General features: G+C 71.0%; 23 protein-coding genes. 11 read left to right on the forward strand and 12 right to left on the reverse strand.

The features are described from left to right. Positions 1-27: 27 nt before the first annotated feature. Positions 28-834 (reverse strand): IclR family transcriptional regulator domain-containing protein, encoded by an 807-nt coding sequence (locus tag ACRSBM_RS14205; protein WP_434443802.1) that lies wholly within the window; start codon positions 832-834, stop codon positions 28-30. A 151-nt stretch (positions 835-985) separates the two neighbouring features. Next, complete coding sequence (locus ACRSBM_RS14210; protein WP_434443804.1) at positions 986-1,957, reverse strand: TerC/Alx family metal homeostasis membrane protein; 972 nt, start codon at positions 1,955-1,957, stop codon at positions 986-988. A gap of 204 nt (positions 1,958-2,161) precedes the next feature. On the opposite strand from ACRSBM_RS14210, the gene ACRSBM_RS14215 reads away from it, so the two are divergent. The 5 genes from ACRSBM_RS14215 to ACRSBM_RS14235 all read left to right on the forward strand — a co-directional run bounded on the left by ACRSBM_RS14215 (position 2,162) and on the right by ACRSBM_RS14235 (position 7,103). Next, positions 2,162-3,160 carry a MerR family transcriptional regulator gene (locus ACRSBM_RS14215; protein WP_434443806.1) on the forward strand — a complete coding sequence of 333 codons (999 nt, stop codon included), beginning with the start codon at positions 2,162-2,164 and terminating at the stop codon, positions 3,158-3,160. A gap of 66 nt (positions 3,161-3,226) precedes the next feature. Beyond that, positions 3,227-4,054, forward strand: a complete 828-nt coding sequence (locus ACRSBM_RS14220; protein ID WP_434443807.1) for a lysostaphin resistance A-like protein — start codon at positions 3,227-3,229, stop codon at positions 4,052-4,054. Beyond that, complete coding sequence (locus tag ACRSBM_RS14225) at positions 4,051-5,175, forward strand: sensor histidine kinase (protein WP_434443809.1); 1,125 nt, start codon at positions 4,051-4,053, stop codon at positions 5,173-5,175. Before ACRSBM_RS14220 ends, ACRSBM_RS14225 begins: the two co-directional genes overlap by 4 nt. Continuing rightward, positions 5,172-5,828, forward strand: coding sequence for a response regulator (locus ACRSBM_RS14230; protein ID WP_434443810.1), 657 nt, complete (start codon positions 5,172-5,174; stop codon positions 5,826-5,828). Before ACRSBM_RS14225 ends, ACRSBM_RS14230 begins: the two co-directional genes overlap by 4 nt. 60 nt (positions 5,829-5,888) lie before the next feature. Further along, positions 5,889-7,103, forward strand: coding sequence for a GDSL-type esterase/lipase family protein (locus ACRSBM_RS14235; RefSeq protein WP_434443812.1), 1,215 nt, complete (start codon positions 5,889-5,891; stop codon positions 7,101-7,103). A gap of 6 nt (positions 7,104-7,109) precedes the next feature. Here ACRSBM_RS14235 and ACRSBM_RS14240 read toward each other — a convergent pair whose 3' ends face one another. The 7 genes from ACRSBM_RS14240 to ACRSBM_RS14270 form a co-directional block, all read right to left on the reverse strand. Then, the gene (locus ACRSBM_RS14240; protein ID WP_434443814.1) at positions 7,110-7,682 is read right to left on the reverse strand and encodes a hypothetical protein; all 573 of its coding nucleotides are present in this window, start codon (positions 7,680-7,682) and stop codon (positions 7,110-7,112) included. Next, on the reverse strand, positions 7,679-9,028 hold the full coding sequence (locus ACRSBM_RS14245; RefSeq protein WP_434443815.1) for a hypothetical protein: 1,350 nt from the start codon (positions 9,026-9,028) through the stop codon (positions 7,679-7,681). Before ACRSBM_RS14245 ends, ACRSBM_RS14240 begins: the two co-directional genes overlap by 4 nt. Next, positions 9,025-9,786 (reverse strand): ABC transporter ATP-binding protein, encoded by a 762-nt coding sequence (locus ACRSBM_RS14250; RefSeq protein ID WP_434443817.1) that lies wholly within the window; start codon positions 9,784-9,786, stop codon positions 9,025-9,027. Before ACRSBM_RS14250 ends, ACRSBM_RS14245 begins: the two co-directional genes overlap by 4 nt. A 121-nt stretch (positions 9,787-9,907) precedes the next feature. Further along, positions 9,908-10,669, reverse strand: a complete 762-nt coding sequence (locus ACRSBM_RS14255; RefSeq protein WP_434443820.1) for an ABC transporter ATP-binding protein — start codon at positions 10,667-10,669, stop codon at positions 9,908-9,910. Then, positions 10,666-11,478, reverse strand: coding sequence for a zf-HC2 domain-containing protein (locus ACRSBM_RS14260; protein ID WP_434443821.1), 813 nt, complete (start codon positions 11,476-11,478; stop codon positions 10,666-10,668). The genes ACRSBM_RS14255 and ACRSBM_RS14260 overlap by 4 nt, the downstream gene beginning before the upstream one ends. Next, on the reverse strand, positions 11,475-12,134 hold the full coding sequence (locus ACRSBM_RS14265) for an RNA polymerase sigma factor (RefSeq protein ID WP_434443823.1): 660 nt from the start codon (positions 12,132-12,134) through the stop codon (positions 11,475-11,477). The genes ACRSBM_RS14260 and ACRSBM_RS14265 overlap by 4 nt, the downstream gene beginning before the upstream one ends. A 56-nt stretch (positions 12,135-12,190) precedes the next feature. Further along, entirely contained in the window at positions 12,191-13,348 is a 1,158-nt protein-coding gene (locus tag ACRSBM_RS14270; protein ID WP_434443825.1) for a PucR family transcriptional regulator, read from the reverse strand. Positions 13,349-13,434: 86 nt separating this feature from the next. Between ACRSBM_RS14270 and ACRSBM_RS14275 the strand changes: the two genes are divergently transcribed. The 3 genes from ACRSBM_RS14275 (at position 13,435) to ACRSBM_RS14285 (ending at position 17,734) form a co-directional block, all read left to right on the forward strand. Further along, on the forward strand, positions 13,435-14,490 hold the full coding sequence (locus ACRSBM_RS14275) for a ferredoxin reductase (RefSeq protein WP_434443827.1): 1,056 nt from the start codon (positions 13,435-13,437) through the stop codon (positions 14,488-14,490). A 74-nt stretch (positions 14,491-14,564) separates the two neighbouring features. Further along, positions 14,565-15,683 (forward strand): fatty acid desaturase family protein, encoded by a 1,119-nt coding sequence (locus ACRSBM_RS14280; protein ID WP_434443828.1) that lies wholly within the window; start codon positions 14,565-14,567, stop codon positions 15,681-15,683. A gap of 284 nt (positions 15,684-15,967) precedes the next feature. Beyond that, a complete protein-coding gene (locus ACRSBM_RS14285) occupies positions 15,968-17,734 on the forward strand; it encodes a CocE/NonD family hydrolase (RefSeq protein WP_434443830.1) in 1,767 nt (588 codons plus the stop codon). 121 nt (positions 17,735-17,855) lie between these two features. On the opposite strand, the gene ACRSBM_RS14290 is transcribed toward ACRSBM_RS14285, so the two are convergent. Next, positions 17,856-18,512 (reverse strand): response regulator, encoded by a 657-nt coding sequence (locus ACRSBM_RS14290; RefSeq protein WP_434443831.1) that lies wholly within the window; start codon positions 18,510-18,512, stop codon positions 17,856-17,858. Then, positions 18,509-19,288: a sensor histidine kinase gene (locus tag ACRSBM_RS14295; RefSeq protein ID WP_434443833.1), complete on the reverse strand. Its 780-nt coding sequence runs from the start codon at positions 19,286-19,288 to the stop codon at positions 18,509-18,511. The genes ACRSBM_RS14290 and ACRSBM_RS14295 overlap by 4 nt, the downstream gene beginning before the upstream one ends. Before the next feature lie 138 nt (positions 19,289-19,426). On the opposite strand from ACRSBM_RS14295, the gene ACRSBM_RS14300 reads away from it, so the two are divergent. The 3 genes from ACRSBM_RS14300 to ACRSBM_RS14310 are packed head-to-tail and all read left to right on the forward strand — an operon-like array spanning position 19,427 to position 24,628. Beyond that, positions 19,427-20,119 carry an ABC transporter ATP-binding protein gene (locus ACRSBM_RS14300; protein ID WP_434443835.1) on the forward strand — a complete coding sequence of 231 codons (693 nt, stop codon included), beginning with the start codon at positions 19,427-19,429 and terminating at the stop codon, positions 20,117-20,119. Beyond that, positions 20,116-22,440, forward strand: coding sequence for an FtsX-like permease family protein (locus tag ACRSBM_RS14305; protein ID WP_434443837.1), 2,325 nt, complete (start codon positions 20,116-20,118; stop codon positions 22,438-22,440). Before ACRSBM_RS14300 ends, ACRSBM_RS14305 begins: the two co-directional genes overlap by 4 nt. Before the next feature lie 10 nt (positions 22,441-22,450). Next, complete coding sequence (locus tag ACRSBM_RS14310; RefSeq protein WP_434443839.1) at positions 22,451-24,628, forward strand: penicillin acylase family protein; 2,178 nt, start codon at positions 22,451-22,453, stop codon at positions 24,626-24,628. Between the two features lie 85 nt (positions 24,629-24,713). Here ACRSBM_RS14310 and ACRSBM_RS14315 read toward each other — a convergent pair whose 3' ends face one another. Continuing rightward, positions 24,714-25,502 (reverse strand): crotonase/enoyl-CoA hydratase family protein, encoded by a 789-nt coding sequence (locus tag ACRSBM_RS14315; protein WP_434443840.1) that lies wholly within the window; start codon positions 25,500-25,502, stop codon positions 24,714-24,716. Between the last annotated feature and the right edge of the window lies 1 nt (position 25,503).

Genomic DNA, 25,503 nt, shown 5'->3' on the forward strand with positions numbered 1-25,503 from the left:
AACCTTCGGCGGCCTCCGGTCAACCCCTCAGGACGCGACGACCTCGTGCGGGACGGTGCCGAGCCGGGCGAAGTCGGCGCTGATCTCGCCCGCGACCTGCAGCAGGAGCGGCAGGTGGTGGTCGGTCATGTGCTCGACGGACGTCTCGGACGCGTGGCAGTTGACGTTGAGCGCGGCGACGACCGTACCGTGCCCGTCGCGCAACGGCGCCGCGACCGACCGGATGCCCAGCGCGAGCTGCTCGTCGGTCAGCGCCCACCCGCGCGCACGGACGTCGCGCAGCACGGCGTCGCGCTCGGTGGCGTCCGGCTGCCACCTCGGCGTCAGCCCGGACCGGGTCGGCTGCGCGAGCACGGCCTCCAGCTCGACCGGCGGCAACGCGGCGAGCAGCACTTTTCCGAGCGAGGTCGGCAAAGCAGGGAACCGCGTGCCGATCTGCACCGACAGCGTGACGATCTTCGGCACCGCGACGCGCGCGACGTAGACGATGTCCGGCCCGTCGAGCTGGGCGATCGACACGGACTCGTTCGTGCCGGCGCACAGCCGTTCCATGTGCGGCCGGGCGACGTCCCACAGGCCCATCGACCGCACGTACGCGACGCCGAGCTCGAGCACCCGCGGCGTGAGCGCGAAGCCGTTCTCGCTCTGCCGCGCGTACCCGAGCTCCACCAGCGTCAGCAGGATCCGGCGCGCCGTCGGCCGCGCCAGCCCCGTGGCCGTGGCGACCTCGCTGAGCGTCATCACCGGGCGCGCTGGCCCGAACGCGCGGAGCACGTCCAGGCCGCGGGCGAGCGCCTCGATGAAGTCCGGGCCGGTGTCAGGGCGAGCAGGCATATCGCCACGATAACGGACACCTGTCCGCCAGGCTCCCGGAACTCACGGCCGGGACACGAGGGCCGCGCAGGCGATCACCAGCGCGGTCAGCACGAGCAGGGTGACGGTGAGGTCGACCGCGAAGTCGATCAGGCGTGCGGTGGCCATGACATCAGTCCGACCGGATGTCCGCGGTGTGGCGCGACCGCAGGCTGGTCAGGGTCACGGCGCCCAGCACGGCCACGATGACGCCCAGCGAGACCGGCGTGGGGATCTGCGGCACGGCGGGCCAGATCCCGTGCGCCCAGTGCAGCACCAGCTTCACCCCGATGAACGCCAGGATGATCGCGAGGCCGTGGTTGAGGTGCACGAGCTTGGCCAGCGCCGAGTGCAGCACGAAGTACAGCGCCCGCAGGCCGAGCAGTGCGAACGCGTTGGTGGCGAACACGAGGTACGGGTCCTCGGTGATGCCGTACACCGCGGGCACCGAGTCGATCGCGAACACGACGTCGGTCGCGAAGATCGCCACCACCACGATCGCCAGCGGGGTGAGCGCGCGCCGCCCGTGCTCGCGGACTGTCAGCCGCGTGCCGCGGTAGTCGTCGGTGACCGGCATCAGCCTGCGCAGCAGCCGCACCGACCGCATCGTCGACGTGTCCTTCACCGTGGGCTGACCGGCGAGGGCCGCGTGCAGGATCTTCAGCGCCGAGGCGAACAGGATGAGCCCGAACACGAGGAACGCCCAGGTCCCGGCTGACAGCATGGCGGCACCGGCGGCGATGAAGACACCGCGCAGCACCAGCGCGCCGACGATGCCGTAGAGCAGCACCCGTTGCTGGATGTCGGACGGGACGCTGAACGCGGCGAGCAGCAGCATGAAGACGAACAGGTTGTCCACCGACAGCGACTTCTCCACCACGAACCCGGTGATGAACTCCAGCGAGTGGCCGCTGCCGAACTCGGACCACAGCCACAGCCCGAACACGAAGGGCAGCGCGAGGTAGAACACCGACCAGCCCGCCGCCTCCCGCATCGACACCTCGTGCGGGCGCCGGGTCACCAGGAAGTCGACCACCAGCAGTGCGAGCAGCACGGCGATGCTGAGAAACCACAGCGCGGGCGATGCCACGGAGTGCACAGGCACGGGACCTCCTCGAACGTCTGCGTCCGAGGTCTCCTTCACCCGCGTGGGGCGGCCTCCCGGGGGCACCTTCTGGGTGTCCGTCCTGACCGGGCAGGCGCTTGGGAAGTACTCCCCTCGCGGTCAGCATAGGTAAAGCAATAGTAAAGCTCAAGTAACCCGTTCGTGGGTTGCATCTCAAGCGGCTTGAGGTCCCATAGTGACCACATGGACGACAACAGGCTGTACGCGATCGGTGAGGTCGCGCGCCGCACCGGGCTGAGCGTCAGCGCCATCAGGTTCTACGCCGACGAGGGGATCGTCGAACCCGCTGACGTCACGGCCGCCGGGCACCGCCTCTACGACGTCCACGCCATCGCCCGGCTGGAGTTCGTCAGCACCCTGCGGGAGCTGGACGCGGGCCTCGACGACATCCGCAAGCTGCTCGACGGCAGCGTGACGCTGACCGACCTCGCCGTGGCGCATCTGTCGCGTGTGGACGAACAGGCACGCCGCGTCGGGTCCAGGCGAGCGGTGCTGCGGACGATCGCCCGGCAGCACACCGAGTCCGAACAGGTGATCCTCCTGCACAAGCTCGTCTCGCTGGCCGACGACGACCGCGACCGGCTGGTCGACGACTTCTGGAACGAGATCAGCGAGGGCCTCGAAGCCGATCCCGCGTTCGTCGACCTGCTGCGCAGCCACCGGCCCGTCCTGCCGGGCGAGCCCACGACCGAGCAGCTGGAGGCCTGGATCGAGCTCGCGAACCTGGTGCAGGACGACGACTTCCGCCGGGCGGTGCGCGACCAGTTGCGCGAAACCTGCTCCACTCCCGGCGCCGAGGTCATGATGACGCCGGAGATGCTGGGTGCGTTCGACCGGGGAGGGGCGATCCTGCAGGAGGCGCAGACGGCACAGCAGGCGGGCCTGCCGTCGGACTCGCCGCGAGCGCACGAGATCGCCGGCCGTTACGTGGCGTTCCTGGCGGAGATCGCCGGCCGGCCGGACAGCGCGGAGTTCCGCACCAAGCTCGCGGCCGACATGCTGCACGTCGAAGAGCTCCACCTCCAGTCGATCGAGGAGGCCGCCGCGCCGTCCGATCCGCACACCCGGTACCAGTCGCTGGTCGCGGTCATCAACGGGACCGCGCAGGAGGCCGCCGACTTCATGCCGTTCGCCTGGATGTCCGCGGCGCTCAAGGCCTCCGCCCAGTCGTGTCCCCCGTGAGAGCTACACGCGGATGTCCACTGTGTGGTGACGTTCCGCGATCTCGGAATCCATAGGGTTCCGGTCATGCGATTTCTGAAGCAGTTCGCCGTGATGGTGGTGGTCTCGTTCGTCAGCGGTGCGGGTGTTCAGGCGTTGGGCTGGAACGCCCCGCTCACCCTGGTGGCCGGTTTCGCCGCGGCGGCTCTGGGACTCGTCGCGTACGCCTGGGTGGTGCGCAAGACGGAACGCCGCGAGGCCGTCGAGGTCTCGTGGAAGATCGCTCCGGGCGCGTTCGGCCGCGGCGTCCTGATCGGACTCGCGATGTTCGGCTCGGTGATCGCGAACATCGCCTTCCTCGGCCTCTACGAGGTGCGCGGCCTGGGTTCGGTGCCGGGCGCGATCGCGCTCCTCGGGTTCATGGCGGCCGTCGCGGTGAGCGAGGAGCTGATGTACCGCGGTGTCCTGTTCCGCATCATCGAGGAGCGCCTCGGCACGTGGATCTCCCTGGTCCTGAGCGGACTGATGTTCGGCCTCGCGCACATCTTCAACCCGAGCGCCACGCTGTGGAGCTCGCTCGCCATCGCGATCCAGGCCGGGTTGATGCTCGGTGCCGCGTACGTGGCCACGCGCAACCTGTGGGTGCCGATCGGCGTGCACTTCGCCTGGAACTTCGTGCAGGGCGGCATCTTCAGCACCAGCGTCTCCGGCCAGGACGCGCCGCAGGGTCTGCTGGACGGCGTCCTGTCCGGTCCCACGATCCTCAGCGGTGGTCAGTTCGGACCCGAGGCCAGCATGTACTCGGTCCTCGCGGGCGTGGTGGTGACGGTGGCGTTCCTGTGGCTGGCCAAGCGCCGGGGCAACCTGGTGCCGCGTCGTGGCCGCACCGCTCCTGCCGCTACCCTCAGCGCGTGATCAGGCTCCGGCCGTGGCGCGAGTGGGACGTCACACTCCAGGACGCGCCGCTCGCGTTGTTGCTCGCGCTGTCCGCGTTGGTGCCCGCGCTGGAAGGCAAAGGCACCCAGCTCGGCGAGCTGCCGAACCGGCCGTGGGACGCGCTCACGCTCCTGGTGGTCGCCATGGAGACCCTGCCGCTGGTCGTGCGCCGGCGGTGGCCCCTGGTCTGCTTCGCGATCGTGGCGGTCGCGTTCGCCGTCGACCAGCTGCGCGGCTACCACACCGTCGCCGGGACGGCGTTGCCGATCATGTTGATCAGTACCGGCCTGCACCTGTCGCACCACCGGCGCACCACCATGACCGCGGCGTCTCTCGCCTACCTGGGGCTGGCCATCGCGCTTGACCTCAACGGCGCGAGGGAGGGGCTGGCCGGGTTCGTCACGTTCTACCTGGCGCTGGTCGCCGCCTGGAGCATCGGCGCCTGGCTGCGGCTCGCCCGCAGCGCCGAGGAGGAACGCCGCACGCACGTCGCCGAGGCCACCCGCATCGCGGAGCGGACCTTGATCGCCCGCGAGCTGCACGACGTGGTGACGCACCACGTGACGGCGATGGTGGTGCAGGCGGAGGCCGCCCGGTACCTGACCGCGGCGCCCGAGCGGCTCGACCAGACGTTGCAGGCGATCACCGACACCGGGCGGCGGTCGCTGACGGATCTGCGGCACCTGCTCGACCTGCTGAACCCCGACCACAGCCCCGAGTCCGTCGGCGACCTGCACGGCCTGGTCGAGCAGACCCGCCAGGCCGGGCAGCCGGTGGAGTTCGCCGAGGAGGGGCAGGCGAGCCCTGATGCGGGCAGCGCCGAGGCCGTCGCCTACCGGATCGTGCAGGAAGCACTGACGAACGCGTTGAAGTACGCGCACGGCAACCAGACGAACGTCCATGTGCGTTACGGCGAAAGGGAGATCACCGTGGAGGTCGGCACCGAGGGCGCCGCGACGACGTCGGCGGTCGGAGGCAGCGGCCGCGGGCTGGCCGGGCTGCGCGAGCGCGTCGACGTGCTGGGCGGCGAGTTCTCGGCGGGACAACGGGACGGCGGCTTCGTCGTCCGTGCGCGTATCCCCGCGGGGAACCCGGCGTGACCGCACCGGTTCGCGTGCTGGTGTGCGACGACCAGGCGCTCATCCGCACCGGCTTCGCCACGATCATCGACGCCCAGCCCCACCTCGAGGTGGTGGGGGAGTGCGGGGACGGCCGCGCGGCGGTCGACCTCGCCGCCCGGCTGAGCCCGGACGTCGTCGTGATGGACGTGCGGATGCCGGTGCTCGACGGCATCGCGGCGACCCGGCTGCTCGCGGGCGCCGGCGTCGCCGATCCCGTCAAGGTGCTCGTGGTGACGACGTTCAACCTGGACGAGTACGTCTACGAGGCACTGCGCGCCGGCGCGAGCGGGTTCCTGCTCAAGGACGCGCCGCCGTCGCAGCTGCTGCAGGGCATCAGGACGGTCGCGAGCGGTGCCGCCCTGCTGGCCCCCGAGGTGACCCGCCAGCTCGTCGGCAAGTACGCGGCGCGCATCCGGCCGGCCGACGAGGTCGTCCAGCCCCAGCTCGCGCCCCGTGAGCTGGAGGTGCTCCGGCTCATCGCGGAAGGCCTGTCCAACAGCGAGATCGCCGCGGCGCTGGTGATCAGCCAGGAGACCGTGAAGACCTACGTGTCACGGATCCTCACCAAGCTCGACCTGCGCGACCGGGTGCAGGCCGTCGTCTACGCCTACCGCAGCGGACTGGTGACCTGACCCCTTACCGCGGGATTACAACTCGTGACCTGGTCGTCACGAAGCGGTAAGACCAGAGTCATGAGAACTCGGATCCCTGCGCTCGTCTCGACGATGCTGACCGTCGCCGCCGTCCTCACCCCCGCCGCCGAGGCCGGCAGCTCCGGCTGGTTCACCTCCTGGGCGCAGTCGCAGCAGAACCTCGCCCCCGTCACGCTGCACGACCAGTCGATGCGGATGATCACGCACCTCAGCCAGGGCGGCGGTGCGGTGCGGATCCGGCTGCAGAACACGTTCGGCAAGCAGCCGTTGACGATCGGCCGCACCACCGTCGCGCTGAGCACCGGCGGAGCAGCCGTGACATCGGTGCGCGACGTGACCTTCGGTGGCCGTCGCGCGGTCACGATCCCCGCGGGCGGCGAACTGTGGAGCGACGGGACGGCGCTGGCCACCACACCCGGCACCGACCTCGCGGTCAGCATGTTCGTCGCGGGCGACGTCGTTCCCGGCCGGCACGACTCGGCGTTCCGCGACAACTACCTCACCCCGCCCGGATCCGGCTCGCACACCACCGACCCCGGTGCGGCGTACACGGAGAAGACCCAGTCGACCTACCTGGTCAGCGCTGTCGACGTGTACAACCCGCGGCTCAGGGGGACGGTCGTGCCGTTCGGCAGCTCGGTCGTCGACGGCGTGGGCAGCACCAACTGCGGACCAGGCTGCACCGAACTCGGCACCAACAAGCGGTGGACGGACGTGCTCGCCCGCCGGATCGTGGCCTCGCCGCGCCCCCAGCTCGCCGTGGCCAACGCCGGCATCAGCGGCACGACGAGCGCCGTCTGCCCCCGCAACCCCGCGGGAGTCCTGGGCCTGGATGCGATGTCACGCTTGGAAAGGGACGTTCTCGCCCTGCACGGCGTCACGGACGTCATCTACTACTACGGCACGAACGACCTGGCGAACGGCTGCACGGCGGCTGACATCGTCGCCAGCTACCGCGCGGTGTTCCAGCGGCTGCGCCAGGCCGGGATCGCCGTGCACGTCACGCCGATCACGCCCCGGCCCGGCTACAGCGACCAGAACAACGTGGACCGCCACGCCGTCAACGACTTCGTGAAGCGGGGAGGCGACTGCTCGGACACCTGCGCGTCGGTGCAGGACTTCGACCAGGTGCTGGAGGACCCGATCAGGCCGAACAGCATCAACCCGCCGTACGACACCGGTGACGGCGTGCACGCGAACATCAAGGGGCAGCAGGCGATCGGCGACTACATCGCGCTGGAGACGATCGCCTGATCCCGTTCAGCGGCGTGCGCCGCGTGCCGAGTAGGCGGCGATCCCGAGCACGAACAGGATTCCTGCGGTCCAGTGGGTCACCGGGTCGTCCGGTGACCCGTGCGGCCACGTGGCGATCCGGTTCGGCACCGACTCCGTGGCCTGCGACGCGACCATGATCGAGCTCACCGCCCACCACAGCATCGGCACGGCCGGGGCGAGCCGCGCCCCGGCCACCGCCGTTGCCAGCCCCGCCAGGCCGATCATGCCCGCCGTGTCGCGCACGATGAACGCGGCCTCGAACTGCTCGGTCCCGAGTTCCTGCACGAACAGCACGGACACCGCGGCGAGAACGGCCGCGAGCAGCAGGTGCCCGAACCGCCACACCGGCCACGGCACGGCCGTGGAGGAGTCCAGTTCGGGGTCCTGGCCCGTGAGACCGATGGTGATCACCAGAACCGCGGCGAGCGACGTCAGCGAGACGCTCAGCACCGTCCACGGCGAGTGCATCGCCCACCACGCGATCACCACCACGACGGGCAGGGCCACAAGTGCCGCGGGAACTCCGCGCGACCGTGCGTACAACGCGAGCGGCCTCATCGCGCCGCCAGCATGGTGAGAACGCCTTCGGAGTCCTCGCACGCCAGCAACATCTGCCGCGCCTTCGTGATCCGGTTGAGCTGCTCCTGCGCCGGCTGGCTCCGCAGTGCCTGCCAGACCGCCTCCATCTCGGACCGCGCCCGCTCGTTGCCCCACAGGTACGACTCGGAGGCCAGCTCTGCCAGCTCTCCGTTGAAGTATCCGGCGGTCAGGTGACGCACGATGCCTTCTCTGGAGTGGAACTGGTTCGGTGTGGAGCAGCTGGGAACGCCCGCCCCGGCGAGCAGTTCGAGCCGGATCTGTTCCGGGGTCAGTGTCAGCACACGCGGATGATCCTGGGACTCGAAGTAGACGATCTTGCTGTTGTGCTGGGGCGCCTCGAGGTGAGCCATCGCCGACGTGTCCTCACGGATCTCCGTGGGCGGGTCGGGCAGCACCGCGAGCTTCGCGAGCACCTCCCGGCCCACGGCGGCCGCCTTGGGCAGGTCGCCCGCGTGCAACTGGCTCACGCACACCCGGCCGTCGCAGACGAGCTTGCCCGCGATCGAGTCCGTGACCAGCACGTCGGAGATCCGGGTCGGCATGATCGACAGGGCGATGGCCACCGCCAGCCCGGCCGGGACGAGGGCCACCAGCCGTCCGCGATAGGTCTTCGCCACCAACAGGAGGAACGCCGTCACGCCCAGCCCGGTGAACCACACGATCTGGCCGAGGTCCACGGACGTCGAGGTCGTGACCAGGTCCGAGTAAGGCGCGTTGAGAACCGGCGTCAGCAGCGCCAGCCCGGACATCTCATCGTCAGCGGACTGCACGTCAGATCCCTGGTAGGCCAACTGCGCCAACATGAGCGTCGTGACGAGTGCCACCGGCGCGGTCAGCGGGTGGGGCAGCATCCGTCCCACCGCGATGCCCAGCAGGACACTCGACGCCAGCGCGAGCACCGTCGTCACCACGAGTGGGACGAACCCGATCGAGACGAACCCACCGCCGAAGGCGACCACGGCGACCACGCCCGCGCACAGCAGCACTGTCGCGATGGTGACGACGCTTGCCACCGCGGAGGCCAGCGTGCCCAGCCTGACCCAGCCGGGGCGGGAGGTGGATTCGAACAGTTCGGTGACCCGCGCCCGGCTGTCCCGCATGCCCTGGAAGACCGCCAGGCCGACCACGAGCGCCCACACGTACGTCAGGGGCGTGCGGAGCTCGAGCAGCGCCGAGGTCGAGTTGCCCCTCCACTTCCCGCTCGCCGACGAGACGAGCCACATCATTCCCGTGCCGGCGACGAGCACGAGCAGCCCGGCCCAGAGCGCGGTCGAGCGCCGCAGTTCGATGCGCAACCCGGTCACCAGGCACCCCCGGCCCTGGCGCTGATCAACGCCGAGTAGCCGCGTTCGATCGGGCTGTCGCCCACGTGGTTCTCCGTTCCCGCGGTGACCAGGTCGGCCGGAGTCCCTTGGAAGACAAGAGATCCCTCCGACACGAGCACGACGTCCGTGCAGGCCGCGGCGACGTCCTCGACCAGGTGGGTCGAGATCAGCACGCAGGCGTGCTGGCCCAGTTCGGCCACGAGCTCGCGGAACCGCAGCCGTTGCGCGGGATCCAGCCCGACCGTCGGTTCGTCCAGCAGCAGCACGTCCGGGTCGTTGACGATCGCCTGCGCGATGCCGACGCGGCGGACCATGCCGCCGGACAACGACTTCATCCGGTCGTCGGCGCGGTCCGTCAGCCCGACCCTTTCCAGTGCGCGCCGCACGGCGCCGGGGATCTCCTTCGCCGGCATCTCCTTCAGCCAGGCCAGGTACTCGACGAACTCCCGCACCGTGAACCGCTTGTAGAAGCCGAAGTGTTGCGGCAGATAGCCGAGCCGGCGCCGCACCGGCCTGAGCCGGCCGCTCGACGGCGTGCCGAGCAACGACAGCGTTCCGCCGCTGGGCGGCTGCACCGTCGCCAGCGTCCTGATCAGCGTCGTCTTGCCCGCGCCGTTCGGGCCGAGCAGCCCGTGCACGCCGCGGCCGAGTCGCAGGCTCAGCCCGTTCACGGCGTTGCGGCCGTTGCGCCTGCCTCCCACCCGCACGACCAGGCTGTCGGCTTCGATCGCCTGCATCCCGTTCTCCTTCAAGTCATTTCCACCCACACCCGGCTAGACGGCGCCTCGGTCCCCGCGGTTCTCGAATCGCTGTGACGTGGCGCACATCTGCTTCTTGTGGACAGTCCTTTTCGGACTGCTACCAGCTGCCGGGCCGGTGGGGGAGAGCGAGAAGGGCGCTGTAGCCGCGTTCGATCGGGCTGTCGCCCGCGTGCTCGGCGGTGCCGGCCGCGGCGAGCTGGGCGGGTGTGCCCTGGAAGACGAGCTTTCCCTGGGAGAGCAGCACCACGTCGGTGCACGCGGCGGCGACGTCCTCCACCAGGTGGGTGGAGACGACCACACACGCGTCGGTGCCGATCTCGGTCAGCAGCTCGCGGAACCGCAGGCGTTGCGCGGGATCGAGGCCCGCGGTGGGTTCGTCCAGCAGCAGGATCTCGGGGTCGTTGACGATCGCCTGCGCGATGCCGACCCGCCGCACCATGCCACCGGACAACGTCTTGAGCTTGTCGTCGGCGCGATCGGCCAGTCCCACCCGGTCGACGGCGCGCTGCACGGCCGCCGGGACGTCGTGGGCCGGCATCTCCTTGAGCCACGCCACGTACCCGACGAACTCCCGGACGGTGAACCGCCGGTAGTGCCCGAACTCCTGTGGCAGGTACCCGACCCGGCGCCGCAGCTCGCGCAGCTCCATCCCGCCCAGCAACGTCAGCTCGCCGGCAGGCCGGACGACGGTGGCGAGCGCGCGGATGAGCGTCGTCTTGCCCGCGCCGTTGGGCCCGAGCAGCCCGTGCACGCCGCGTCCCAGGGTCAGCGTGACCCCGTCGACGGCCGTCCGGCGCCCGTTCCTGATCCGGAGGTCGCGCGCCTCGATCTCCCAGGCGTACGTGGTCGGTGCGGTCATCGGGTCGCCTCCAGGCGGGTGAAAGCCATGCGGCGCAAGCCGATCACGACCAGCGCCACCGCGAGCGCGGCGGCCCACACCGGCGCGGCGGCTTCGGCGAGCACGACGGACGTGCGGCTGAACGCGATCGTCGGCGCGACGATCGCGACGGCCCACGCGCCGATGAGAATGATCGCGGCACGGGTGACTCCGACGAGCCCGCCGAGGGCGAGCGTGCCGGCCGTGAACGCGAGGCAGGGCAGCAGCCACCGGGTGAACCCGACACCGGTCAGCAGGCCCGCCGCGGCCAGCCCCGGCACGACCACCGCCAGTGCCGCCGCGGTGCGCCTGAGCACGAGCGGCAACCCGGCTCGCGGTGTGGCGGCGGTCAGCTCGTACGCCGGATCCAGCGCCCTGCCCCACGACACGGCGACCCCGAGCACCGGCAGGATCGGGGCGACCAGCAACACCGCCGACACGCGGTCACCCGCCGCGGCGCCGAAGTGGTCCAGCGCCACGGCCGTCGCGGTGACGAGCAGGATCATCGCGAGCCACGGCCCGGCCGCGGGGGAGATCCAGCTGTGGACGCGCCGCCGCCAGTCACGCGCTCTCGGAATCCAGGGATGTGCGCGCGGCATCTGCGGAGTGCGGTCCAGCAGCGGTCCGAGGTCGGCCCACACCGCTTCGGCGACCGGGTCCGGTGCCAGGCGGCCACGGCACGGTGCGCAGGTCTCGAGGTGGGACTCGACCGCCCACAGCTGGTCGGCGACGATGTCGTCGCCTCGGGCGTAACGGTGCAGCAGCTGCTCCGTGGGGTGCTGCGCGGTCATGTCAGGGCCTCCCTCATCGCGATCCGTGCCCGCCGGGCGCGGGTCTTGACCGTTCCCTCGGGCACGCCGAGCAGCACCGAGGTCTCCCGGACCGAAAGCCCGTCGAGCACCATCGCCTGCAGGACCTGCCGCAGCTCCGGGGCCAGCCTGCGCAACGCGTCACCGACCTCGTCGCCGACCACCCCGCCGAGCACGGCCTCCTCGGCGGCGGGCGCGGTGCTCTCGGGCGCGGCCGCGGCAGGCGGCGCGGCGTGGTGCGCCCGCCGCCGGAACGCGTCGATCAGCCGCCGGGCCGCGATCGTCCACAGCCAGCCGACAGCCGTGCCACCCGCGGCGGCACCGGCGAAGGCGCCGGCCGCACGCCAGACGGCGAGGTAGGTCTCCTGCAGCACCTCGGCGACGATCTGGTCGTCCGCGCAGCGTCTGCGCAGCCGCACTGTCAGCCAGGGCGAGGTGCGGCGGTACAGCTCCTCGAACGCGTCGCGGTCGCCGCGCGCCACTCGGCGCACGAGCTGTTCCTCGTCCAGGTCGGCCGGTTCACCCCGGATGGCTCTCACACTCCGCAAGACGTCGAGATCGCGGACCAGGTTCTCGCGTCCCTGTGGTGTGCGCCACACCAAGGCGCGCGAGTCGAGGTTGATGAGGGGAGCTTTCATCAACCTGAGGTTTGGGAAAGCTCCCCTCATCAACCTCACTGCCCGGGCGGGCTGGGTCAGACCGCGGCCGGGCTCGCTGTCTCGGGGAGCCCAACCGCCAGCGTCAGCTCCAGCACGCGCTGCGGCGAGGTCAGGTCCGGGAAGAGGTCACGCAGCTGCCCCATCCGGTACCGCACGGTCTGCGGGTGCACGAACAACGCCGCCGCCACCTCCTCCCGCCGCCCGTGGTGCAGCAGCCAGGCCCGCAAGGTCTCCTCCAGCCGCCGTGCGGTGCTGGCGGGCAGAGTCCGCAACGGCGCGAGCGCGCGCGTACGGAGGTCGGCGTAGGCGTCCGGATCAGCGCTGAGCACGAGCGATGCGAGGTGTTCCTCGGTGTCGCGGATGTCGGGGGAGAGGGTGCGCGCGCGTGTGGCTCGGGCGTAGGAGGCGGACGCACGCATCCATGGGCGGGCGGGTCCGACTACGGCGGTGCGGCCGATCAGCTGTCGCAGCAGGTGGGCGCGGTCGGCGTCGGGCACGAGCAGCACGCCGGTGGCGTCCGGCAGGTCGTCGAGCACCAGCGTGCTGGGGTCCAGCAGCCGGTAGGCGGGGCGGGCCTGGAAGGCGGGCAGCAGGACCACGGTGAGCGCGGTCGGGGGCTGCCACCCGGCGCGTTGGGCGTCCGCGAGCAGCACCTCGGTGCTCGCGCCGGCGAGCAGGTCGCGGGCGAGTTGTTCCAGGTGGCGCTCGTGGGCGAGGCCGCGGGCGGCCAGTTCGTCGGCGTGGCCCGCGGCGCTGGCCGCGGACAGCTCGTCGATGTAGGCGAAGGTCAGCTCGGCGAACTTCGCGACCTCCGCGGCGGGCAGGCCCGCGGGTACGGCACCGGCGGCGAGGCCTCGCCAGGCCACGCGGGCACCGACGCGGTACGCGCTGAGCAGGGCGTCCATCGAACGGCCGTCGCGCACCTCGCCGCGGCCCAGTTCGTACGCGGCGTCGCTCGCGTCGCCACCACCGCCGGTGCCACCCGCGAGGTCGAGGTAGTGTCCGAGTGCCGTGCGGACGGCGCGGCGGATCGTGCCGCCCATGCGTCCGGACAGCGCGTTCGCGTAGCTCGGCACCTCGTCGATGATGGCGCGGACGACCTCGTCGGCGGTCGTCCTCAGCACCGCCCGCAGCGCGGTGACGGTCTTCTCATCCAGGGCCAGTTCGGTGGCCCTCCGCATTGCGTGACTCATGATTTGTTCCCTGTGAACAATTCGGCTGGCCAGATTCACGTCCTACGGACAGGACTTTACGCCCTGAGGCACATCAAGCTGGAGTCATGACGAGTACCGCCCTACGCAGCAGGGCGTGGAAACTGCTGGAGTTGGTCACGACGCCGCTGCTGCCGTCCGACTACCTCGACCTGGTCAGCCCTCTCCGCGGGGGCTCTGACCTGCGTGGTCGCATCGAGGCCGTGCACCCCGAGACGGGTGACGCCGCGACCATCGTGATCAGGCCGGGACGAGGCTGGCGCGGTCACGTCGCCGGCCAGTACATCCGCGTCGGGGTCGACGTCGACGGCGTGCGCCTGTGGCGTGCCTACTCGGTCACGTCGCCCACGAGCCGGGCGGACGGCCGCATCACGATCACCGTGAAGGCGATCCCGGACGGCAAGGTCAGCAACCACCTGGTCCGCAAGGTCAAGCCGGGCACGGTCATCCAGCTCGACCAGGCCACCGGCGACTTCGTCCTGCCCGCCGCCCGACCCGCCAAGGTGCTCTACCTGACGGCCGGCAGCGGCATCACGCCCGTGATGGGCATGCTGCGCGACACCCAGTTCGCCGACGTCGTCATGGTGCACTCCGCGCCGCGCAAGGAAGACGTGATCTTCCGCAACGACCTGCACGACCTCGTCGCGGACAAGGCCCTCACGCTTGTCGAGCTGCACACCGACACCGACGGCATGCTCGACGTCGCCCGTCTCGAGGAGCTCGTGCCCGACTGGGCCGAGCGCGAGACCTGGGCCTGCGGTCCGACCGGCCTGCTCGACGCCGCCGAGGCGCACTGGACCGGGCACGGCATCGCCGAGCGTCTGCACACCGAACGCTTCCGCCCCAGCGTCGTCGTGGCCGGCGACGGTGGCGAGGTCACGTTCAGCACGACCGGCAAGACCGTCGAGGCCGACGGTGCCACGCCGTTGCTGGACGTCGGCGAGGACGCCGGTGTGCTGATGCCGTCCGGCTGCCGCATGGGCATCTGCTTCGGCTGCGTCACGCCGCTGCGCTCTGGCGCCGTGCGGGACCTGCGCACCGGCGAGATCACCGAGGCCGAGGACGGCGTGCTCGTCCAGACCTGCGTGTCCGCCGCGGCGGGCCCCTGCGAACTCGAACGCTGACTCGCGCCCACCACCGACTTTCCTCCTCCGCGCAGTGGCCCACCCCCCAGCCACTTCCCCCGAAAGCGAGCTTCATGAGCGCCATCGATCCCACCGCCCACCTGTCCGACGAGCAGATCGAGGAACTCGGCCGCGAACTCGACGCGATCCGCGACGAGGTGATCGCGAGCCGTGGTGAGAAGGACGCCGCCTACATCCGCAAGGTCATCTCGGTGCAGCGCAAGCTGGAGCTGACCAGCCGCGGCATCCTGCTGTTCTCGATCTTCCCGCCGGCGTGGCTGATCGGCACCGCCGGTCTGTCGGTCGCGAAGATCCTGGAGAACATGGAGATCGGGCACAACGTCCTGCACGGGCAGTGGGACTGGATGCGCGACCCGAAGATCCACTCCACCACCTGGGAGTGGGACCACGTCTCGCCCGCCGAGCAGTGGAAGCACTCGCACAACCAGCTGCACCACACGTACACCAACGTGATCGGCAAGGACAACGACCTCGGCTACGGCATCATGCGCGTCGACGAGGACCAGAAGTGGCACCCGATGCACCTGGGCCAGCCGCTGTGGAACTTCATCAACGCGTGCTTCTTCGAGTACGGCATCGCCGCGTACGACCTGGAGCTCGGCAAGAACCTGCACAAGCGCCGCCGCAAGAACCCGGAGTTCCGCGCGCGGGCCAGGGCCGTGGGCCGCAAGATCCGCCGCCAGGTGCTCAAGGACTACGTGATCCACCCGCTGCTGTCGGGCCCGTCGTTCCTCACCACGCTTGCCGCGACGTTCACCGCGAACCTGATCCGCAACCTGTGGTCGCACTCGGTGATCATGTGCGGTCACTTCCCCGAGGGCGTGGCGGTCTTCGAGCGCCGGTCGATCAAGGGCGAGACGCGCGGCCAGTGGTACCTGCGTCAGATGATGGGCTCGGCGAACATCAGCGGCAGCAAGGCCATGCACATCATGACCGGCAACCTGTCGCACCAGATCGAGCACCACCTGTTCCCGGACCTGCCGAGCAACCGGTACGCCGAGGTCGCGGTGAAGGTGCGCGCGCTGTTCGAGAAGTACGAGCTGGACTACGTGTCCGGGCCGCTGCCCAAGCAGGTCTTCTCGGCGTGGCACAAGGTCTTCCGCCTGTCGCTGCCGAACCGCAAGCCGAAGGTCAAGACCCCTGGCCGCGACAAGGAGCTGGTCGCGGCCTGACATAGTGCTGCGTCAGTCGGCCTTTGCCCCGTATTCGGTGTTCAGACGGCTGCATCGTGGTGCCGGCCCCGCGTCCCTGTACTGGTTGTACCGGGGCGCGGGGCCGGTGCCGCGAGGCGGCCCGCTGAGCGCCGAAGACGCGGCGAAGGCTGGCTGACGCAGCACCAGGCAATGGTTTAGATCTTTCGGCCGTACCGGTGACACCGCCGGATTCGGTGAGATCCGTTCGTGGGGCCCGAGCTTCACCCCCTGCTGCTTCATCGGGCCCTCCGACGGAGGAACACATGCGAAGGGTCTATCTCGTCGCGGCCACCCTGCTCACGGCCGCGACGATCCACACGCCTGCCTCGATCGCGGCACCGGCCGCGGTCACCGAGACGGTGTACGTCGAGTCCACGATCGACAGTGACGCGGACGGCAAGCTCGACCGGATCGCCGCCGACGTCATGCGGCCGGACACGGCCGGACGGGTGCCGATCGTGATGGAGGCCAGCCCCTACTACGGGCTGGGCGCGACGGCGGCGGCCAACGTGCCGCGCGGCTTCGGCCGCTGGTACGACGAGTACTTCGTGCCGCGCGGATACGCCGTCGTCGAGGTGGAGATGCAAGGCACCTCCCGCTCGACCGGGTGCCCGACCACCGGCGGTCCCGAGGACACCGCGAGCGTCCGCGCGGTCGTGGACTGGCTCAACGGCCGCGCCAAGGCGTTCTACGCCGACGGCCGCGCGGCGGTCGCGAGCTGGAGCACCGGCAACGTCGGCATGCTCGGCGTGTCCTACAACGGCACGCTGCCCAACGCCGCGGCGGCGGCCAACATCCCCGGCGTCAAGACGATCGTGCCGATCGCCGCGATCTCCAGCTGGTACGAGTACGCCCGTGACCAGGGCGTCGCCTACAAGGGATGGGACGCCGACTACCCGTCGTACCTCGCGAACTACGTCGTCAGCTCGGCGCAGAAGACGAAGTGCAAGCCGGTGTTCGACAAGCTGGCGCGTGAGGACGGCGACGAGTCCGACGACTACACGTCGTTCTGGAAGGCACGCGACTACCGGCCGGGCGCCCAGAACGTGTCCGCGTCGGTGTTCGCCGTGCACGGCCAGGCCGACTGGAACGTCAAGCCGTCGCAGTTCGGCCGCTGGTGGAAGGAGCTCGCCGACCGGAACGTGCCGCGCAAGATCTGGCTGCACCGCGGCGGGCACCTCGACCCGATCTCGTTCCGCCAGGCCGAGTGGCAGCGCGTGATGGGCCTGTGGATGGACCACTGGCTCAAGGGCGCCGACAACGGGATCATGAGCGAGCCCATGGCCGACGTGCAGAAGCCCGACGGCACCTGGGAAAGGCACGCCGCCTGGCCGCAGCCCGGCACCAGGGACACCACCCTGCACTTCGGCCCGGCGGCCGGCGGCATGGCGGGATCGCTGACCACCACACCGGTCAGCAGCGGCACGCAACGCCTGGCGGGCAACACGAACCTCGGCGAGTCGGCCATGATGGCGAACCCGGAGACGGCCGACTCACGCCGGCTGGTCTACGTGACGGCACCGCTCAAGCAGGACGCGCGCCTGTCCGGCGAGGTACGGCTGACCGTCCGCGTCGCCGCGAACCGCACATCGACGCCTTTGACGGCGTTGCTCGTGGACTACGGCCCGAGCACGCAGGCCGTGCTCACCGAACGCAGCCCGCTGCAGCTGTCCACCGAGAAGTGCGGCAAGACGGACCTGCGCGACCGCACCGGATGCGCCCGCCCGCCGGACGTCTCCGTGCAGGCGGTGACCGCGAGGATGCTGACGAAGGGTGCCATCGACGCCAAGAACCGCCTGTCCCTCGAGTCCGCGACCCCGTTGCCCACCAACGCGACCGCGGACGTCAGCTGGAAGCTGCACGCCAGGGACGCGCTGATCCCGGCCGGTCACCGCATCGGCATCGTGGTCGTCACCCACCACGGCGGGTACATCGCCGCCGATCCCGGGGCGAACGGGATCTCGCTGGACGTGTCGCTCGGCGTCAGCAAGGTCGTGCTGCCGATCGTCGGGGGAGCGGTGATCACCTGACGATGAGCTGGGGCCTGCGTGCCGGAACCTCGGCGGTGCGCAGGCCCTGGCCTCGGCATGGCTGGACCGACGCGCTTCGGGAGAAAGTCCGTCGGCGATGCGGGGATGGCCGCGCGGTCGCTCACACGCCAGGGGTGACCAGACCCGTCTCGTAGGCGAGGACGACGGCCTGAGCCCGGTCGCGCAGCTCCAGCTTGGCGAAGATGCGGGCCACGTGCGTCTTGACCGTCGCCTCGCTCAGCGTCAGGTCGCCGGCGATCTCGGAGTTGGACCTGCCGTGCCCGACCAGCGTCAGCACCTCGCGTTCGCGTGGCGTCAACGCGGCCAGGTCGCGGTGCACGACCGGCGCCGAGACGCCGGACGCGAACCGCTCGACGAGCCGGCGCGTGATCGACGGCGCGAGCAACGCGTCGCCGGTCTCGATGAGGCGCACGGCGGCGACGAGATGTTCTGGCGTGACGTCCTTGAGCAGGAAGCCGCTGGCTCCCGCCGCGAGCGCCTCGTAGACGTACCGGTCCAGGTCGAACGTGGTCAGCATCAGCACGCGGCAGTCGCCCGGCTCGCGCATGATGCGCCGGGTGGCCTCCAGGCCGTCCATGGTGGGCATGCGGATGTCCATCAGCACCACGTCCGGCTTGAGGTCCCGCACCGCCGTCACGGCCTCGGCGCCGTCGGCCGCCTCGCCGACGACCTCGACGCCGCCGGAGGCGAGGATCATCCGGAAACCGATGCGCACGAACGCCTGGTCGTCGGCGATCACGACGCGGGGGCCGGTCATGGCCGCTCGATCGGGAGCTTGGCCCGGACGCGGAACCCGCCGCCGAGCCGCCTGCGGGCGTCCAGGTCGCCGCCGAGCACCGCGACGCGTTCGCGCAACCCCAGCAACCCGCGTCCTCGACCGTCCTCTGTGGACATCGGTGCGCCGGACAGTGCGCTGGGCCCGGTATTGAGCACCTCGACCCGCAGGTGGTTGTCGGCGTACCGCACCGTCACCTCCGCCTGCCGTCCGTCGCCGTGCTTCAGCGCGTTGGTCAGTGCTTCCTGGACGATCCGGTACGCCGTCAGGTCCACTCCTGACGGCAGTGGGCGCGGCTCGCCGGAGATGCGCACCTCCACCGGCAGACCGGCGAAGCACATCCGGTCGACCAGCGAGCTGAGCCTGCTCAGGCCGGGTTGCGGCGCCAGCAGGTCGTCGCTGTCGGCGGCAGGGGCGAGCAGGCCGAGCATGTGCCGCAGTTCGGTCATCGTGTCGCGGCCCGCGCTCTCGACGGCCAGCAACGCGTCCGTGGCCTCACCGGTCCCGAGCACCCGCCGCGCCGCTCCGGCCTGCACGACCATGACGCTCACGTTGTGGCTCACGATGTCGTGCAACTCGCGCGCGATCCTGGCCCGTTCGGCGTCGACGGCGTTGCGGGCGACGGACTCCCGTTCCCGCTCCAGCAGCCAGCCGCGTTCCTCGACCGCGCGGGCGTACGCGCGCCGGGCCGCTGCCAGCCGCACCGCGAAATACCCCGCGGCCAGGCAGGCGACGGCGGCCACTCCCCACTCCCACACCCCGCCACTGTCCCAGAACGGCGGTCACCGGCGCATCGAACCCCGGATGCAGCTCCCTACATCCCCGGGATGACGCCGGCGCCGAGTTACCTCCCCGGTCTGACGCTTCCCGGCGGCCGGTTGAGCAGGATGGCCACCATGCAGAACGCAGACGCCGTCGTCGAGATGACGAACGTGCGCAAGGAGTACAGCGACTCGACCGCGCTCGACGGGGTCTCGCTGACCGTCCGCGCCGGGGAAGCCGTAGCGGTGATGGGGCCGTCCGGCAGCGGCAAGTCGACGCTGCTGAACACGATCGCGGGCCTCGACCGCCCGACGTCCGGCTCGGTGGTGGTGCACGGCACCGATCTCGGGTCGCTGGGCGAGACCGGCCTCGCGCTGTTCCGCCGCCGCGGTATCGGCATGATCTTCCAGTTCTTCAACCTGCTCGACGACCTGTCGGCGCTGGACAACGTCGCCCTCGCCGCCCAGCTCACCGGCACCGCGCCGGGCCAGGCCCGCCAGCGCGCGCTGGAGCTGTTCGGAGAGCTGGGCATCGCGCACCGGAAGAACGTCTACCCGGCGCAGCTCAGCGGAGGCGAACGGCAGCGCGTCGCGGTGGCGCGGGCGTTGATGAACCGCCCCGCCCTGCTGCTCGCCGACGAACCGACCGGCGCGCTCGACAGCAGGTCCGGCGAGCAGGTCATGGACCTGCTGCTCGACCTCAACCAGATCGGCCAGACGCTGGTGCTGGTCACGCACGACGAGCGGCTCGCCACCCGGTGCGCCACCCGGCTGATCGAGGTCGTCGACGGTCGCATCGCACGCGAGAACAGCCTGGAGCGGGTATGAACGCGGTGTGGTCGGCGGCGTGGGCCGCGGTGCGCCGGCGGAAGCTGCAGACGATCGTGATCGGTGTCGTCGTGTGCGCCGCCAGTGCGACGCTGGTGATGGCGCTCGGACTGCTGGAGGCCTCGGCGGCCCCGTTCGACCGGGCGTTCGCCGCGCAGCAGGGCGCGCACCTGGCCGCCGCGTTCGACCCGCGGCAGGTGACCGAGGAGGACCTGCGACGTGCCGCCGGCCCGGCCGAAAGCTCAGCAGGGCCGTTCCCGCAGGCCATTGTGGACACTTCCGGCGGCGAGGTCTTCGCGGGCACGCTGACCGTCGTGGGACGGGCGGATCCCGGCGGTTCCGTCGACCGCGTGACGGTGTGGCAGGGCAGGTGGGCCACCAGCCCCGGCGAGATCGTCCTGAACCGCACGCCCGGCTCGATCGGCCGGATGAACGTGGGCGTCGAGCTGCGGCTCCCCGGACGCCCGGTGCTCACGATCGTCGGGTTCGCCCACTCGGTGGTGGGATCGGCCGACGCGTGGGCGACTCCCGCACAGGTGCTGGAGCTGCGGCCGAACGCGTTGCAGATGCTCTACCGGTTCGCCGCGGCCGGCACGCCCGCCGAAGTCGAGGTGGGGCAACGCGCCGTGATGGCGGGGCTGCCCCAGGACGCGTTGCTCGGCACGCTCTCGCACCTCACCGTCAAGGACAAGGCGACCTCCGAGCTCGGCGTGTTCATCCCGTTCCTGATGATCTTCGGCGTGCTCGGCCTGGTCGTGGCGGTGCTGATCGCCGCGAACGTCGTGAGCGGCTCGGTGGTCGCGGGCCTGCGGCACATCGGGATGCTCAAGGCCATCGGCTACACCCCGAACCAGGTCATGGCCGTGTACCTGGTGATGGTGTCGATCCCGGCGTTCGCGGGCTGCGCGCTCGGCACGCTCGCGGGCAACCTCTTCGCCAGACCGGTCGTGCAGGACGCGGTCGAGGGCTTCGGCGTCGACGAACTGAGCTTCGCGCCGTGGGTGAACATCGTCGCGGCACTGGGCATGCCGGTCCTGGTGATGCTGGCCGCGCTCGTCCCGGCCCTGCGGGCGCGGAGGCTCCCGGCGGCACAGGCGATCAGCGCGGGCATCACCGCGCACACCGGGCGGGCGCTGCGGATCCAGCGCCGGCTCAGCGGCACGAGGTTGCCGCGTTCGGTCAGCCTGGGCCTCGGCCTGCCGTTCACCCGCATCGGCCGCAGCGCGCTGACGCTGGCCTCGGTCGTGCTCGGGGTCATGACGGTGACCCTCGCGGCGGGCGTGACCCTGTCGATGACGGCCTACAACGACGCTGTGAGGCCGAACTTCACCGACCGCGTCGAGCTGATGGCAGGGCCGCCGCCGGGCGCCCCGCCCGTTCGTCAGCAGGACGTGGAGCCACCGGCCGCGAAGCTCAGCGACGCCGAGGACGAGTCGATGCTGCGGTCGCTGCCCGGCACGACGGCCGTGCTGGCGATGACCCAGCTCGACACCGAGGTCGCCGGTGGCACCCAGGAGGCCATGATCCGGTTCTACCGCGGGGACACCGCCGCACTGGGTCCGCGCGTGCTGAGCGGGCACTGGCCGGACGGACCCGGTCAGGTGGCTGTCCCGTCGAGGTTCCTGAACCAGCGGGGACTCGCGGTCGGCGACACCATCACCGTGCAGGCACGGGGAAACCAGACGCGGGTGCGGATCGTCGGGATCGTGCTGACCAACAACGCCGACCAGATCTTCGCCGACTGGTCCACTGTGGACTCACTCGCTCCAGGTGCGCGCGCCACCTCGTACCTGGCGCGGATGGCTCCCGGTACCGATCGCGACACCTACACCGCCGCGGTGAGGTCGGCGGATCCGGGACTGCGCGTCCTGCCACCACGGGACGGCGCCTCGTCGACCGCCGTGATCATCATCAGCGCCGCGGTCGTGCTGACGCTGGTGCTGGGCGCGGTCGCGGCGCTCGGCGTGTTCAACACCGTCGTCCTCAGCGCCCGCGAACGCCGCCGCGACCTCGGCATGCTCAAGTCGATCGGCATGACCCCGCGCCAGGTCACCGTGCTGCTGGTGACGTCCATGGGAGCGCTGGGCGTGCTCGGCGGACTGATCGGCGTGCCCGTTGGCGTCGCGGTGCACCAGGTGGTCGTGCCGGCCATGGCGCACGCGGGCCAGGCCGACGCCGTCGCCATCCTCATGAACGTCTACCACGCGCCGCTGCTCGTCCTGCTCGCCCTGACCGGGATCGTCATCGCCGTGCTGGGCGCGGTGATCCCGGCCAGGTCGGCGGCGCGCTTCTCGATCGCCACCGTCCTGCACAACGAATAGGGGGACAACCATGCGCCGGTTCCTGGCGTTATCGCTCGTGTCGGCAGCGGTTCTGGCCGGCAGCCCACCCGCCGTCGCCGACGGCGGCACCGTGATCAGACGGACCTCCTACGGCATCCCGCACGTGCTGGCGGCGGACTACCGCGGTGTGGGGGAGGGCCTCGGGTACGCGTTCGCCGAGGACAACGCGTGCGTCATGGCCGAGATCGTCGTGACGCTGTCCGCCGAACGGTCCCGCTGGTTCGGGCCGGACGGTCTCGCCAGTGACCTCTACTACCAGCGCCTGAACCAGTCCAAAGTGGTCGAACGGCACATCGGGGACCAGTCGCGGCAGGCACGGGACCTCGTCCGCGGCTATGCGGACGGGTTCAACCGCCACCTCGCCGAGGCCGGTCCACCGGCGGCCTGCGCGCGGTGGGTGCGGCCGATCACCGCGCTCGACGTGTGGCGGCGCGTCCACCAGGTGGCGGGACTGACCGGCAGCGAAGGGTTCCAGGAGCAGCTCGTGTCAGCGCAACCGCCGGGATCGGAGGTCGCGGCACCGGCGCGCGTCATCCGGGAGCGGCCCGGCAGCAACGGCATCGCGCTCGGCCGGCAGGCCACCACCGCGGGCACCGGCATCGTGCTGGGCAACCCGCACTTCGACTGGGACGACACCTGGCGCTTCTACCAGCACCACCTCACGATCCCCGGCGAGCTGAACGTCAGCGGGGCCGGCCTGTACGGCGTGCCGGTGGTCAACATCGGTCACAACGACAAGATGGGCTGGACCCACACGGCGTCCGAGGCGCAGACGGTGACGCTGTCGAAGCTGACCCTCGTCCCCGGCGACCCGACCAGCTACCTCGTCGACGGCCAGGCGCACCGCATGATCGCCGAGCAGGTCACCGCCGGCGGCACCACGAGAACCCTCTACCGCACACCGGACGGCCCGATCGTCGAGGACGACCGTGCGCTGCGGTGGACGGACACCACGGCGTACGTGCTGCGCGACGCGAACCACGGCAACCTGCGGGTCATCGACCAGTGGCTCGCCATCGCCCGTGCCCGCGGCGTGCATGACCTGCATCATGCGCTCGTCCGCCACCAGGCGCTGCCCTGGGTCAACACGATCGCCTCGGACTCCACCGGCACCACCTACTACGGTGACATCCAGGTCGTCCCGCACGTCACCGACGACCGGCGCGCCCGCTGCGGCGTCCCCGCCGAGATCGGCCTGGTGGTCCTCGACGGCAGCCGGTCGGACTGCGGCTGGGGCACCGACGCCGACGCCGTGACACCCGGCAGGCTCGGACCAGGCCGGTTGCCCACCCTGGTCCGGCGCGACCACGTGAGCAACATGAACGACAGCCCCTGGCTCACGAACCCCGCCGCACCGCTGACCGGCTACCCGTCCATCGTCGGCGACATCGGCACCGAACGGTCCGCGCGCACCCGCCTGGGCCTCGACATGATCGGCTCCAACCGTTTCACACTGTCCACTGTGGAACAGGCGATGTTCGGCAACCGCAACCTCACCGCCGAACAGGGCCGCGCCGCCGTCGTCGCGATGTGCCAGGCGAACCCGGCACTGCCCGCGAGCGACGGCAGCATCGTCGACGTCCGCGCGGCCTGCTCCGCCCTGGCCACCTGGCCAGGCACCGGCGACACGGGCGAAACCAGCCGGGGCGCGTACTTCTGGCGTTCGTTCATCACGCTGACCGGCCGGCCGGGAACCAAGCTCTGGCAGGTGCCCTTCGACCCGGCCGACCCCGAGCACACCCCGCGCGGCATCGACGCGACCGACCCCGGCGTCCAGCGAGCCTTCGCCGACGCGGTACGGGCGTTCGCGGCCGCCGGAGTCGCGGTGGACGTGCCGCTCGACGCCGTCCAGCAGTACGAGGGCATCCCGGTCCACGGCTGTCGTGGCCCGGAAGGCTGCTTCAACGTGATCTCGGTGCCCGGACCGCCACAACCCGGTGTGGTTCCGTCGATCCCGCACGGCACCAGCTTCGTCATGGCGGTCGAGCTGACGAAGAACGGGCCGCGCATGAGCTCGATGCTGGTGTACGGCCAGTCAGCCGACCCGGCCTCGCCGCATCACACCGATCAGGCCCGGCTCTACGTGCGGAAGCAGTGGGTCACGGGGGCGTTCAGCGAACGGGAGATCGCCCGCAATCCCGACCTCACGGTTCGGCGCCTTCGCTAGCGAGCTTCCCGTGGCTGCCGGTGAGGCCAGTTCAGCGTTGGTCGCCTTCGGTAGCGCGCTTCCGGTGCCTGCCAGCGGTGCCAGTTCAGCGTTGGTCGCCTTCGGTGGTGAACAGCCCGTGCCTGCCGGCGCCGCCCGCAAAGCGTGCGGCGCCGGCAGCACCCTCCCGTGCCACGATCGGCACCCCGGCCACGCCCTCGGCCCGCAGCGCCTCCGCGAGCGGCAGGTCGAGCCCGGCGTAGGTCGACGCCCGGTCCGTGAGCACGCACTCGAACGGGAACGCGGCGATCTGCTCGGCCAGTTCCAGCGCGGCGGGCACGGCCTGGCCGGGGTCGACCACGCGGTTGGCCAGCCCGATCGCCAGCGCCTCGTCCGCGGCCACGGGGCGTCCGGTGAGGATCAGGTCCAACGCCCGGCCCAGACCGACGATCCTGGGCAGCCGCACCGTGCCACCGTCGATCAACGGCACGCCCCACCGCCGGCAGAACACCCCGAACACCGCGTCGCTCTCCACCACCCGCAGGTCGGCGAGCAGCGCCAGCTCCAGCCCGCCCGCGACCGCGTACCCGCTGACCGCCGCGATCACCGGTTTGCTGAGCAGCAACCGTGTCGGCCCCATCGGGCCGCTCCCACCGCCTTCGGGATCGAGCTCGTTGCGGCGGGACGGGTCCCCGACGGAGCTGAGGTCCGCACCCGCGCAGAACGTCCCGCCCGCACCCGCGAGCACCGCCACCCGCTGGCCGGCGTCCGCCTCGAACGCCAGGAACGCCTCCCGTAGCTCGGCGGCCATGGGCCCGTCGACCGCGTTGCGCCGATCTGGGCGATTCATCCAGATCACCGTGGTGGTCCCGGCGATCTCCACCCGCACGTCCATG

Origin of the sequence: Lentzea xerophila (genome assembly GCF_051094245.1) — a bacterium.
Taxonomy (GTDB): Bacteria; Actinomycetota; Actinomycetes; order Mycobacteriales; family Pseudonocardiaceae; genus Lentzea; species Lentzea xerophila.

What these genes read in the sequence shown, in the direction of transcription:
- ACRSBM_RS14205 (WP_434443802.1), bottom strand. Translation starts at nt 834, where the DNA reads ATGCCTGCTCGCCCTGACACCGGCCCGGACTTCATCGAGGCGCTCGCC.
- ACRSBM_RS14215 (WP_434443806.1), top strand. Translation starts at nt 2,162, where the DNA reads ATGGACGACAACAGGCTGTACGCGATCGGTGAGGTCGCGCGCCGCACC.
- ACRSBM_RS14220 (WP_434443807.1), top strand. Translation starts at nt 3,227, where the DNA reads ATGCGATTTCTGAAGCAGTTCGCCGTGATGGTGGTGGTCTCGTTCGTC.
- ACRSBM_RS14235 (WP_434443812.1), top strand. Translation starts at nt 5,889, where the DNA reads ATGAGAACTCGGATCCCTGCGCTCGTCTCGACGATGCTGACCGTCGCC.
- ACRSBM_RS14240 (WP_434443814.1), bottom strand. Translation starts at nt 7,682, where the DNA reads ATGAGGCCGCTCGCGTTGTACGCACGGTCGCGCGGAGTTCCCGCGGCA.
- ACRSBM_RS14250 (WP_434443817.1), bottom strand. Translation starts at nt 9,786, where the DNA reads ATGCAGGCGATCGAAGCCGACAGCCTGGTCGTGCGGGTGGGAGGCAGG.
- ACRSBM_RS14255 (WP_434443820.1), bottom strand. Translation starts at nt 10,669, where the DNA reads ATGACCGCACCGACCACGTACGCCTGGGAGATCGAGGCGCGCGACCTC.
- ACRSBM_RS14260 (WP_434443821.1), bottom strand. Translation starts at nt 11,478, where the DNA reads ATGACCGCGCAGCACCCCACGGAGCAGCTGCTGCACCGTTACGCCCGA.
- ACRSBM_RS14265 (WP_434443823.1), bottom strand. Translation starts at nt 12,134, where the DNA reads ATGAAAGCTCCCCTCATCAACCTCGACTCGCGCGCCTTGGTGTGGCGC.
- ACRSBM_RS14270 (WP_434443825.1), bottom strand. Translation starts at nt 13,348, where the DNA reads ATGAGTCACGCAATGCGGAGGGCCACCGAACTGGCCCTGGATGAGAAG.
- ACRSBM_RS14275 (WP_434443827.1), top strand. Translation starts at nt 13,435, where the DNA reads ATGACGAGTACCGCCCTACGCAGCAGGGCGTGGAAACTGCTGGAGTTG.
- ACRSBM_RS14280 (WP_434443828.1), top strand. Translation starts at nt 14,565, where the DNA reads ATGAGCGCCATCGATCCCACCGCCCACCTGTCCGACGAGCAGATCGAG.
- ACRSBM_RS14285 (WP_434443830.1), top strand. Translation starts at nt 15,968, where the DNA reads ATGCGAAGGGTCTATCTCGTCGCGGCCACCCTGCTCACGGCCGCGACG.
- ACRSBM_RS14290 (WP_434443831.1), bottom strand. Translation starts at nt 18,512, where the DNA reads ATGACCGGCCCCCGCGTCGTGATCGCCGACGACCAGGCGTTCGTGCGC.
- ACRSBM_RS14300 (WP_434443835.1), top strand. Translation starts at nt 19,427, where the DNA reads ATGCAGAACGCAGACGCCGTCGTCGAGATGACGAACGTGCGCAAGGAG.
- ACRSBM_RS14305 (WP_434443837.1), top strand. Translation starts at nt 20,116, where the DNA reads ATGAACGCGGTGTGGTCGGCGGCGTGGGCCGCGGTGCGCCGGCGGAAG.
- ACRSBM_RS14310 (WP_434443839.1), top strand. Translation starts at nt 22,451, where the DNA reads ATGCGCCGGTTCCTGGCGTTATCGCTCGTGTCGGCAGCGGTTCTGGCC.
- ACRSBM_RS14315 (WP_434443840.1), bottom strand. Translation starts at nt 25,502, where the DNA reads ATGGACGTGCGGGTGGAGATCGCCGGGACCACCACGGTGATCTGGATG.